Below are 10,902 nucleotides of genomic sequence, written 5' to 3' on the forward strand. Positions count from 1 at the left end.
CCGGACACGAGGCCGGAGGCGACGCCCGGTCCGAAGATGGCGAGACCGAGCAGCGAAAGAGCGGCGAGAACAAGCGTCATCGCCGAAGCCACGTCCGGCTCGCCCATCCCGGCGGAGAGAAACATTTCAAAGAAGCCGCCGCCGATGCCGACGATGACGGCCAGCACCATGACCTTGAGGCCCGACGAGACGACGTTGCCGAGCACCCGCTCGGCGAGAAAACTCGTCTTGTTGAACAGGGCGAACGGCACGAGCACGAAACCCGCCAGCGTCGTCAGCTTGAACTCGATGATCGTGAGGAAGAGCTGGATCGCGAGGATGAAGAAGGCCAGCACCACCACCAGCCAGGCGACGAACAGCACGAGGATTGACAGGGCGTTGCCGAAGAAGGCGGGGAAGCCGAGCATGTCCTTGATAGCCGTCAGCATCGGCTTGGCGGCGTCGAAGCCTACGGAAGCGAGCTTGCCCGGCTTCAGCAGGTCGTCGGGGCCGATCGTGCCCCCGCCCGCGGTGAGGCCGAGGCCGGCGAAACTGCGGAAGACGATCTCGCCGAGCTGTTGGAAGTTGCCGAGAATGAAGGCGAAGATTCCGACATAGAGAATCTTCTTCAGGAACCGGCCCAGGACATCCTTGTCCGCGTCCATCGCCCACCACAGACCGGCCAGCGTGATGTCGAGCCCGATCAGGATAGTGGTGAGAAAGGCGACGTCGCCGCCGAGCAGGCCGAACCCGCTGTCGATGTATTGCGAGAAGGCCGCCAGGAAGCGGTCGATGATGTTGAGGTCCGGGGCCGGGTCCATCGTGCGCGGCCTATTGCGGCGTATAGGCGGGGCGGGTTCCGATGAACCGCCGGGTCCGCTCGTGGGCCGCTTCCATGACCTGTCGCTGGCGCGCCTGTTCGATGGCGTCGGCGCGATACTGCGCCGCCATCATCGACTGAAGCTGAAGCTGCTGACGGGCGACGAGCGCCATCAGTTGATTGCCGGCCTGCTGCGCCTGCAAGCCGCCGGTGGCGACCTGGCTTTGCGCGACGAGATCGGTGAGCAAGGCGCCGTCGGCCCGGACGTTCTCGACGACCTGGGCCTGAACGCGCATCGCCTGACGATAGCCCTGCAAGGACGACTGGAGCCGGGCGCGCGCGCGCTGGACGATCTGGTCGGTGCTGAGGCTTCGATCGAATGTCTGCGGAAACTGTTCGCGCAGCGCCGCATCAGTGGCGGCGACGTCGAAGGCGATGCCTTCGGCGCGAGCCATCAGGCCGTCGATGCGCTCGATGGAGCGCGTGAGCTGGTCCAGCGAGGAGAAGTCCAGACGCTGAAGCTGGCGCGCCTGGTTCTGCAACATGGTCGCTTGGTTCTGGAGCGCCGTGATCTGGTTGTTGATCTGCTGGAGGGTGCGCGCGGCCGTCAGGACGTTCTGGCTGTAGTTGGTGACGTCGAAGACCTTGAGTTGGGCGTGGGCCGGCGAAACGGGCGCGAGCGCGCCGCCGGCGGCGACGGTCGAGGCCAGAACGGCGGCGATGAGGATGCGGGAATTCATGAGGTCGGCTCCTTCTGCTAGTTGAATGGCGCGGCTTCAGCCGCGCCGGGAAAATCGCTGAGGAGGTCGGCGGCCCAGGCAAGGCCGCGCTCGCGCAGGAAGGCCGCGCCGAAAGCGTCGGGCCCCGGTGCTTTCAGGAGGTCGTCGATCAAGGCTTGCGTCGCGGGGTCGGACGCGCCGCAAAGCGCGAGCGCGACCGGGCCGAGTGCAAGTTCGAACAGCCGGTTTCCGCCGCGCGACTGGAGATAGTAGTGCCGCTTGGGCGTCGCCCGGGCGATGAGTTCCACCTGACGCTCGTTCAGGCCGAAGCGTTCATAGGCGGCGCGGGACTGCGGCTCGACGGCCCGGTCGTTCGCAAGGAAGATGCGTTGCGGGCAGCTTTCGATGATGGCCGGCGCAATGCTGCTGTCGGCGATGTCCGCCAGCGACTGCGTGGCGAAGACGACGCTGACGTTCTTCTTTCGGAGCGTCTTCAGCCATTCGCGGATGCGTTGGGCGAAAGTCGGATTATCGAGATAGACCCAGGCTTCGTCGAGGATGAGCAGGGTCGGACGACCGTCGAACCGGGCTTCCAGGCGATGGAAGAGATAACTCAGCACGGGCAGGACAAGGCTGGGCGTGTCCATCAGGGTTTCGGTCTCGAAACACAGCACGTCGGTGAGCGTCAGCCGGTTTTCGGCGGCGTCGAGCAGTCGTCCGAACGGACCTTCCAGCGTCCACGGCGCGAGCGCGGATTTCAGCGCCTGGGATTGCAGCAGGACGGACAACCCGGTCAGGGTGCGCTCCTCGGACGGCGCGCTGGAAAGGCTCGTCAACGCCGACCAGAGCATCTCCTTCAGCTCCGGCGTCATGATCAGCTTCTCATGGCTGAGAAGTTCGGCGATCCAGTCGGCGGCCCACGCGCGTTCGGCGTCGTCGTCGATGTCGCGGAGCGGCTGGAACGCCAGCGCGTCCCCCTCCCCGAGCGCGATATGGTCGCCGCCCATCGCCAGCGTCGCCGCCCGCGCCGACAGCCCCTTGTCGAAGATATAGATCTGCGATCCGGCGTAGCGGCGAAACTGTAGGGCGAGCAGCGCCAACAGCACCGACTTGCCCGCGCCGGTCGGTCCGACGATGAGCATGTGGCCGACGTCGCCGACATGGGGCGACAGCCTGAACGGCGTCGCCCCGCTCGTCTCCGCATAGAGAAGCGGCGGGCCGTCGAGATGGACGTTTCGAACGGGACCGGACCAGACCGCCGATAACGGCATGAGGTGGGCGAGGTTCAGCGTGTGGACAAGCGGCTGACGGACGTTGGCGTAGACATGGCCGGGGAGGCTTCCGAGCCAGGCTTCGACGGCATTGACGGACTCGCGGATGCAGGTGAAGCCGAGCCCGTTGACGATCCGCTCGACGACGCGGACCTTTTCTTCGGCGGCACCGCGATCGACGTCGGACACGGTGACCGTCGTGGTCAGATAGCCGAAGGCGACATGGTCGCCGCCGAGCGCCTGCAAGGCGAGGTCCGCATCGACCACCTTGTTGTCGGCGTCGGTGTCGGTCAGCGGGACCGGCTCGTTGGTCATCACCTCGCGCATCAACTGCGCGATCGACTTGCGCTTGTTGAACCATTGGCGCCGGATCTTGGTCAGCGTCTTGTTCGCCTCCGTCTTGTCGAGACAGATGAAGCGGGTCGCCCAGCGATAGGCGAAGTCCTGATGATTGAGCGCGTCGAGCAGACCGGGACGGGTCGCGTTGGGAAAGCCCAGGATCGTGACGGTCCGCAGATGCTCGTCGCCCAGCATCGGCTCGATGCCGCCCGACAGCGGGGTGTCGACGATAAGACCGTCCAGATGCATCGGCGTCGACGGAGCGGCGACCAGATGGCGCCGCGTCGAGATCGTCGCGTGAAGAAATGACAGCGTCTCCGCATCGTCCAGGCCGCGCACCACGGGCATGAAACCGGAGAGAAGGTCTAGGACGCGATCGGTTTCGGCGACGAATGCCCGCAGTTCCTGACGCCAATCGCGACCGACGTCCGGGGTGTCCCGCTCCAGAAGCGCGCGCTCCGCGCGATTGACCTGATCGGCGGGCGGCAAGTAGCAGAGCGTAAGGTGATAGCGGCTCTCGAAATGCTGCCCGCGCCGTCCGTCGAAATGCGCCCGCCGCTCCTCATCCACCAGCCAGGACGCCGCATCGGGAAAGGCGCTGTCAGGATAACCGAGCGCTTCGGCGCGCACCGCATCGAAGAACAGCGCCCAGCCCGAGCCAAGCCGGCGCAAGGCGTTGTTCGCCCGCGCACAGACCGAAACCAGTTCGGCCTCCGTCGCGGATTCGAGATCGGGACCTCGAAAGCGCAAGGTGCGCTGGAACGCCCCATCCTTGTTGAGGACCACGCCGGGCGCGACCAGGGCCGCCCAGGGCAGATGATCGGCGAGAAGGTCGGCGGTGCGACGGTATTCTTTCAGGTTCAGCATGACCACCATCCCTTCTGCCGAAGGTGGCGGACGCCGACGGCGGCGAAGTCCGGGTCCCGCTTGGCGGCGAAGACCGCGAGGCTGTGTCCGACGAGCCAGATGATGAGGCCGGCGACCCACTGTTGGAGACCGAGCCCGATCGCGGCGGCCAGCGTCCCGTTGAGGATCGCCACGCCGCGCGGCGCGCCGCCGAGCAGGATCGGTTCGGTCAGCGCGCGATGCAGCGGAACCTCGAAGCCCTCGACGTTCATGCGATGAGCGCTCCGCCGCCGAAGGAGAAGAAGGACAGGAAGAAGCTCGACGCAGCGAAGGCGATCGACAGGCCGAACACGATCTGGATCAGCTTGCGGAAACCGCCCGAGGTTTCTCCGAACGCCAGGGCGAGCCCGGTCGTGATGATGATCAGAACCGCGACGATCTTGGCGACCGGCCCCTGAACCGACTCCAGCACCTTCTGGAGCGGTTCTTCCCAGGGCATGCCGGAGCCTGCCGCGAGAGCGACGACCGGGATCAGGACCCCGGCCAGGACGACCGAGGCGGACAGGCGCGGATTCACGGTAGGCGTCATGGGAGTTCTCCTCTGAGAAGGGCTTTGAGCTGAGGGGGATTGAGGTCGGTCACGGCGTAGGCGCCGTCGCTGTCGAGGCCCGACACCTCGGCGACGGTCTCGATCCGCCGCCCGACCCCGCGACCGCGGATGAAGACGACGAGATCGATCGCTTCGGCGATCAGGCGGCGCGGCACGGTGACGACGCCTTCGGCGACGAGCTGTTCGAGCCGGTAAAGCGCGGCGTGCGCCGAGTTGGCGTGCAGCGTGGCGATCCCGCCCGGATGGCCGGTATTCCAGGCCTTGAGCATGTCGAGCGCCTCGGCGCCCCGCACCTCCCCGACCACGATCCGGTCGGGCCGAAGGCGAAGGGTCGAGCGCACGAGTTCGGCCATGCCGACCACGCCGGGCCGTGTTCGCAGCGGGACGGTGTCCACCGCCGCGCATTGCAGCTCGCGGGTGTCCTCGATGAGGATGATCCGTTCGTCGAGCCCGGCCATTTCGGCGAGCAGCGCGTTCGCGAATGTCGTCTTTCCGGACGAGGTGCCGCCGGCGATCAGGATGTTCTTGCGATCCACGACCGCACGTCGAAGGACGTCGGCTTGAACCGGCGCGAGCATCCCGTCCGCGATATAGTCGATGAGGCGATGGACCTTCACGGCGGGCTTGCGGATGGCGAAGCAGGGCGCCGTGGCGATCGGAGGGAGAAGGCCTTCGAACCGTTCGCCGCCGCTCCCGTCGGGCGACGTCGGAAGTTCGGCCGAGACGATGGGCGCGTTCGGATGGACCTCCGCCCGGACATGATCGGCGACGAGACGGACAATCCGTTCAACGTCCTGCGGCGTCATTCTCACGCCGGTGTCGGTGCGGCCTTCACCCAGCCGATCCAGCCGCAACGCACCATCCGGATTGACCATGATCTCGATGACCACGGGATCGGCCAGTGCTTCGGCGATCGCCGGCCCCATCGCCGTGCGCAGCATGGCGCGGCGTCGACCGAAGGTGACGGGGTTGGCGCCGGTCACGCCGCGTCCTCCTGGACGGTCAGCATGTCGCTCGTCTCAGTCCCGGCGATCCGCCGTCCGACCTGATCGATGAATTTCTGGAATCGTTCGCGCCCGATCGCGCGGGCGGCCGCATCCGGCTCGGGAATCTGCGCGGTAAGGCTGAACTGGAAGCTGAGGAAGAGCGAGACGCTTTCCAGCAGCACGTTCATATCGCGGGCGAGACGCCGCTGATCGGCCGCCATCCGGTCGAGGCGCGGCTTCAGCAGCTCGTCGATCTCGCGCATTCCGCGGCGGCGGAAATGCTCGCGCAGCGCGCCGGCGACGATGGCGGATTTTGACGTCCCCGGTCCACGCGCGAGCCGATCGAGCTCGGCGGTGAGTTCGTCGTCGAGATACACGTGGTGGCGCGGCTTCATGCGCGTTCCACCGGGGCAGGAAGCCGGCTGGCTTGGGCGCCTTTGGCACGATTATTCATGAGCCTCGTCCGTCGGCCGTCGCGACGCGCGACGGGTCGACAGCGAAGATCAGACGAGGCGGCTCAGGCCGTTATCCCCGTTATTCTCACGCAAATGCACGGACGCAGTCGATGACGGCGCTTGTCATCATCCGCATTACTCAACCCTGGCAGCCACCTGCTGCGACTTCTGCGTCAAGGACGGATTTCAGGATCGCCTCCGATCGCCTCTGGCCATAGCCTCGGCCATAGGCGGAGGACGTGACCGCTGTCACGAGACGACAGGACGGGACGACGTAGATCTTGTTGCCCCCGTTCCCTGATGCGAACGAAACGGCAATGTCAGTGTCGGCGATCCGATAGGTTTTGCCGTACCAGAAATAACCATAGCTATCGGCGTAAGGATCGTCCGCCGCGATGTTCACCTTTGGCGCCAACATCTCGGCTATCCATCGCTCGCTTACGACCTGGCTATTTCCTGACCGCCCGCCGTTACGCACCATCTCGCCGATCGACGCCAGACCACGCGTCGTGAGCCAGAGATTGCCCTGCCCTTTCGTGACGCCCGCCGCGTCATCATCCCATCGCCAGCGCGCGACGCCTAACGGCGAAAACAGGTGGAGATCGGTGAACGCGCTCATTTTGGCGCCCATCGCCTCGGTGACGACGACGCCGGCCGTGTAGGCGGTCACGGAATTATAGCGATATCGCGAACCCGGAGGGTCGGCCTGCGGAACAGCTAGGACAAAAGCTAATGGATCGGGCGCGGCATCCATCCGATCCTCATTTCCGGGCGAGGCAGGGTCTTCGTCGAAGGCAGCCAAGCCCGACCGCATCGTCAGCACGTCGGCCAAAGACGCGGCCCCGATGGCGCTCCCCTCAGCGGCAGACCAGTATTGTGACACCGTGTCGTTCACCGAGCGAACCGCCCCGTCATCGATTGCGATGCCGAGGACCAGCGCCGTCACGCTTTTTCCGGCGGAGCGAACATCGTGAAGCTCCTCCGGCGTCGCACCATTGTAATAGCGTTCAGCGACCGACTGCCCGTCGCGCAGCACGACGACGCCTCTAAGGTCGGGATGCTCGTGTCTATCCCATTGCGCGAGGACAGCGGCGAGATCGGCCTTGTCGGCCGAACCCGTGTCCGCCGAAGCGACAAGGGCGGCAGCCATTCCTAAACCTGTCAGTACCTGCATCCACCCCCTCCGAAGGGCTCAGTATGTCCGGCACGATAGGCGGCCCCGGAAGATCGAACAATGAAGCAGCGCACGGGATCAACTCTCGCAAACGGGTTATTCAGCCCACGCAATCATCATTGGCGGAGCGCGCGCACATGGCGCGCGCTCCGTTGAGATCAGCCGTTCAGCTTATCCTTGACCGCTTTCGCGGGGCTGAACGTCAGCTTCTTGGACGCCGCGATCTTGATCGTTTCGCCCGTCGCCGGATTGCGGCCTTCGCGCGCAGGGCTATCCTTCACCTTGAACTTGCCGAAGCCGTTCAGTGCAATCTCGCTGCCGCCAGCGGCCGCATCGGCGATCGCGGCGAAAACCGCGTCGACGATTTTGCGGGCGTCGGCTTTCGAGGTCCCGTGCTCGGCCGCGATCTTGTCGGCCAGGTCGCTGTTGTTCATTGCTGTCTCCTGAGCGTTGTAGAGGCGCATCGCCTAGCGTGACGCACCGCCGCCGTCACCTGGGATCTGAGTACGCCAGGCCTAGAAATCGGGCAGCAGGTCGTCTCCTTTGCCCGTCGCCTCATTCATCGCGTGAGCGCGCGAGACATTCCTCAGCGCCGTCAGCGCGCGCCGGTCCAGCGCCGGATCGCCGTCGTCCTCGCCGGTCGCAGCCGCGTCGTGGACCTCGGGCTCCTGCGTCGCCTCGGCGCCTTCCTCGGCAAGGCCCGGATGCCGTTGCTGCTGGAGACCGCCCTCTTCTGCGATCGCCGCGATCAGTTCGTCCTCGTCCGGAGAGACGAGCGCGACATGCGGTTCGCGCACCTGACCGCCCCAGTCGTCGGAACGCGCAGCGGGGCGGTCGGCATACCCATCGTCTGCGAGTTCCGGAGGCCGCAGAACCCGTGATTTGAAGTTGCGGTCCTCATAGTAGCGCAGCTTCTTCGCCCGGATCGGCGCGAGGCCGGACACCATCACCAGTTCGTCGGCCGGCGGAAGCTGCATGATCTCCCCGGGCGTCAACAGCGGGCGGGCCGTCTCCTGTCGGCTGACCATCACATGGCTGAGCCAGGGGGCGAGGCGGTGGCCGGCGTAGTTGCGCTGGGCGCGCAGCTCGGTGGCGGTGCCGAGCGCGTCGGATATCCGCTTGGCGGTCCGTTCGTCGTTCGAACTGAAGGCGATGCGGACGTGGCAGTTGTCGAGAATGGCGTTGTTTTCGCCATAGGCCTTGGAAATCTGGTTGAGGCTCTGCGCGATCAGATAGGCGCGAATGCCGTAGCCGGCCATGAAGGCGAGCGCGGTCTCGAAGAAGTCCAGTCGCCCTAGGGCGGGAAACTCATCGAGCATCATCAGCAGGTCGTGTCGCCGTCTCTTCTGCGGATCGCCCTCCAGCCGTTCGGTCAGGCGCCGTCCGATCTGGTTGAGGATCAGGCGGACAAGGGGCTTGGTGCGGCTGATGTCCGACGGCGGAATGACGAGGTAGAGCGAGACCGGCGCCGCTGCGTCCACAAGGTCGGCGATGCGCCAATCACAGGCCGAGGTCGTCTCCGCCACAACCGGATCGCGGTAGAGGCCGAGAAACGACATCGCCGTGGACAGAACGCCGGACCGCTCGTTCTCCGACTTGTTCAGCACCTCCCGCGCCGCCGACGCCACGACCGGATGAACCATCGGATTTTCAGGCGCGCCGAGATGGTTGGTCTCCATCATCCGACGCAGGGTATGGGCGAAGCTGCGCTGAGGATCGGACAGGAAACTGGCGACGCGCGCGAGCGTCTTCTCCTCCTCCGCATAGAGGACGTGGAGAATCGCCCCGACCAGCAGGGAGTGGCTGGTTTTCTCCCAGTGGCTGCGCCGTTCGAGCGCCCCTTCCGGATCGACCAGGATGTCGGCGATGTTCTGAACGTCGCGCACCTCGTCCGGACCCTTGCGGACTTCGAGCAACGGATTGTAGCGCGCCGAGCGGGGGTCGGTCGGGTTGAACATCAGGCAATGCGAGAAACGGGCCCGCCACCCCGCGGTGAGCGTCCAGTTCTCGCCCTTGATGTCATGAATGACCGCCGAACCCGTCCACGACAGAAGGGTGGGCACGACCAGGCCGACGCCCTTGCCAGAACGGGTGGGCGCGAAGGCCATCACATGCTCGGGACCATCGTGGCGCAGATAGTCGCCGTCCTTGACGCCGAGGAAGACCCCGGACGGCTGCATCAATCCGGCGCGCGCGATCTCGCTGTGCGTGGCCCAGCGCGAGGAACCGTAAGTCGTCACCTTGCGGTTCTGCCGTGCGCGCCAGAGCGAGCCGGCGATCGCGGCCGCGCAGGCGAGGAAGCCTGACGCCCCCGCCAGCAGCCCCGCCCGGTCGAAGACGTCGGGCGCATAGGCCTCGTAATGGAACCACCAGCCGAACAGCGCCCAGGGACGATAGACCGGGACATCGAACAGGGTGAACATCGGCGGGCCGAGTTGCGGTTGATGGCCGAGCATCGCGGCCGCCCATTGCGTCGCCGCCCAGACGCCGAGGGTCACCATGGCGAAGCAGACGAGGATTTGGCCGACGAGAAGTTTGGTAGGGGTCACGGTGTTTCTCCGCCGCCGGCCAACGCGCGCGCGGGCGGCGAGGCGAGACTCCCGTCATGCGGATCGAATCGTTAGACTGCTTATCCGCATTCAAGCGCACGGACGCGCCAGGCTGCCCATCCGGTCAGGAACCGCGCCTCGCGATTGCGAGGTCGCCGTCTACGATCTCCAAAAGCCCGGCAAGCGCCGCGTGCGCGGCGGCGGGGGCGAAACAGACAGGAGAGCCAAGAAGAGACGGATAGCGCAGTTCCTGCCTGGAGTGGGGAGCGTCGAGCACTTCGATCAAGTGAGCGATGTCCCGTGGTATCGGGGCTGACGCCCCGTTTCGCACGACTGTCGTCATGGCTCTTTCAAGACTATGGCCGACCGACGACATCAGCCACGCCTCCTCGCCGTCGACACGCAGAATCTGGGCCTTGAGCGCCAACTCAAGGGCATGGGCGATCAAGTGCCAGTAGGAGCGCAGATCGGCCCGCTTTCCCAAGACGACGCCTGCCGCCTCGGCATAGTCGCGCGCCAACGCCAGGTAGGCGCCCGCCCTCTTGCAATCACTCATCAGCACATCGCCTCCTGCCTAGGTGATCGACGGCCCGCCCCGCCCACGCCCGATCGTCCAGTTGACGCCGTCACCCTTCATCACGCCCGACACCGTCCGGCCGACATGGCGGTCGAGAACCGGCCGCCAGGGCACGAGGGTAAATTCGCGGGACTTCTCGATCAGCGCGACGCGCCCCGAGGCCAGATCGACCGGCCGACGATAGACGCCCTCGATCCGGTCGCCCGACCGGCTCTCGACATAGCCCAGACCGAGTTCGTCCGAGAGGGTCCCGGCGATGCGGCTCATCTCGCGCCGCCTGAGCTGGGCGAGCATGTCCCGACGATAGACCATCTTGCCCTGATCCTCCTCGGCCAACTGCTGGCCCACGAGCCAACGCATCCGGCGGGCCTTCGTCTCTGCGATCTCCTGCCCGAACCCCGCGTCGCGCGTCGCCTCGGGCGCGGATGCAACCAGTTGGCGGTCGAGCCAGGTCGCACCGTCGAAAGTAGCCTGCCGTTCGAGCGGGATCGTGGAAAGCCTATCGACGGCCACCGGCGCGGCCTTGGCGCGCCCGGCCTCGAACGCCGCCGCCCGCGCGACATGGTCGGGCGCGATC

General features: G+C 66.0%; 12 protein-coding genes. All 12 read right to left on the bottom strand.

From position 1 onward, the window contains the following. On the bottom strand, positions 1-800 hold an 800-nt coding region (gene trbL / locus BDIM_RS08375), incomplete at its 3' end, for a P-type conjugative transfer protein TrbL (RefSeq protein ID WP_040346767.1). Positions 801-810: 10 nt separating this feature from the next. After that, on the bottom strand, positions 811-1,539 hold the full coding sequence (trbJ, locus tag BDIM_RS08380; protein ID WP_003165142.1) for a P-type conjugative transfer protein TrbJ: 729 nt from the start codon (positions 1,537-1,539) through the stop codon (positions 811-813). 17 nt (positions 1,540-1,556) lie between these two features. Beyond that, the gene (gene trbE, locus BDIM_RS08385) at positions 1,557-3,995 is read right to left on the bottom strand and encodes a conjugal transfer protein TrbE (protein WP_003165143.1); all 2,439 of its coding nucleotides are present in this window, start codon (positions 3,993-3,995) and stop codon (positions 1,557-1,559) included. Further along, positions 3,989-4,246, bottom strand: a complete 258-nt coding sequence (locus tag BDIM_RS08390) for a VirB3 family type IV secretion system protein (RefSeq protein WP_003165144.1) — start codon at positions 4,244-4,246, stop codon at positions 3,989-3,991. The genes trbE and BDIM_RS08390 overlap by 7 nt, the downstream gene beginning before the upstream one ends. Beyond that, positions 4,243-4,563, bottom strand: coding sequence for a TrbC/VirB2 family type IV secretion system protein (locus BDIM_RS08395; protein ID WP_003168646.1), 321 nt, complete (start codon positions 4,561-4,563; stop codon positions 4,243-4,245). The genes BDIM_RS08390 and BDIM_RS08395 overlap by 4 nt, the downstream gene beginning before the upstream one ends. Next, on the bottom strand, positions 4,560-5,525 hold the full coding sequence (trbB, locus tag BDIM_RS08400; RefSeq protein ID WP_003165146.1) for a P-type conjugative transfer ATPase TrbB: 966 nt from the start codon (positions 5,523-5,525) through the stop codon (positions 4,560-4,562). The genes BDIM_RS08395 and trbB overlap by 4 nt, the downstream gene beginning before the upstream one ends. Positions 5,526-5,563: 38 nt before the next feature. Beyond that, positions 5,564-5,965, bottom strand: coding sequence for a ribbon-helix-helix domain-containing protein (locus BDIM_RS08405; protein ID WP_003168647.1), 402 nt, complete (start codon positions 5,963-5,965; stop codon positions 5,564-5,566). 199 nt (positions 5,966-6,164) lie between these two features. Then, positions 6,165-7,199, bottom strand: coding sequence for a serine hydrolase domain-containing protein (locus BDIM_RS08410; protein ID WP_244911847.1), 1,035 nt, complete (start codon positions 7,197-7,199; stop codon positions 6,165-6,167). Positions 7,200-7,357: 158 nt separating this feature from the next. Then, on the bottom strand, positions 7,358-7,633 hold the full coding sequence (locus BDIM_RS08415; protein ID WP_003165149.1) for an HU family DNA-binding protein: 276 nt from the start codon (positions 7,631-7,633) through the stop codon (positions 7,358-7,360). Positions 7,634-7,714: 81 nt separating this feature from the next. Next, positions 7,715-9,748 (bottom strand): conjugal transfer protein TraG, encoded by a 2,034-nt coding sequence (locus BDIM_RS08420; RefSeq protein WP_003168650.1) that lies wholly within the window; start codon positions 9,746-9,748, stop codon positions 7,715-7,717. Positions 9,749-9,872: 124 nt separating this feature from the next. Next, a complete protein-coding gene (locus BDIM_RS08425; RefSeq protein ID WP_003168651.1) occupies positions 9,873-10,304 on the bottom strand; it encodes a hypothetical protein in 432 nt (143 codons plus the stop codon). Positions 10,305-10,322: 18 nt separating this feature from the next. After that, on the bottom strand, positions 10,323-10,902 hold a 580-nt coding region (locus BDIM_RS08430; RefSeq protein WP_040345546.1), incomplete at its 5' end, for a DUF3363 domain-containing protein.

Source organism: Brevundimonas diminuta ATCC 11568 (assembly GCF_000204035.1).
Lineage (GTDB): Bacteria > Pseudomonadota > Alphaproteobacteria > Caulobacterales > Caulobacteraceae > Brevundimonas > Brevundimonas diminuta.

Bases quoted from the DNA above. Each gene is read 5' to 3' on its own strand.
- trbE (WP_003165143.1), bottom strand. From the start codon at position 3,995: ATGCTGAACCTGAAAGAATACCGTCGCACCGCCGACCTTCTCGCCGAT.
- BDIM_RS08395 (WP_003168646.1), bottom strand. From the start codon at position 4,563: ATGACGCCTACCGTGAATCCGCGCCTGTCCGCCTCGGTCGTCCTGGCC.
- BDIM_RS08415 (WP_003165149.1), bottom strand. From the start codon at position 7,633: ATGAACAACAGCGACCTGGCCGACAAGATCGCGGCCGAGCACGGGACC.
- trbB (WP_003165146.1), bottom strand. From the start codon at position 5,525: ATGCTGCGCACGGCGATGGGGCCGGCGATCGCCGAAGCACTGGCCGAT.
- trbJ (WP_003165142.1), bottom strand. From the start codon at position 1,539: ATGAATTCCCGCATCCTCATCGCCGCCGTTCTGGCCTCGACCGTCGCC.
- BDIM_RS08410 (WP_244911847.1), bottom strand. From the start codon at position 7,199: ATGCAGGTACTGACAGGTTTAGGAATGGCTGCCGCCCTTGTCGCTTCG.
- BDIM_RS08390 (WP_003165144.1), bottom strand. From the start codon at position 4,246: ATGAACGTCGAGGGCTTCGAGGTTCCGCTGCATCGCGCGCTGACCGAA.
- BDIM_RS08425 (WP_003168651.1), bottom strand. From the start codon at position 10,304: ATGAGTGATTGCAAGAGGGCGGGCGCCTACCTGGCGTTGGCGCGCGAC.
- BDIM_RS08405 (WP_003168647.1), bottom strand. From the start codon at position 5,965: ATGAAGCCGCGCCACCACGTGTATCTCGACGACGAACTCACCGCCGAG.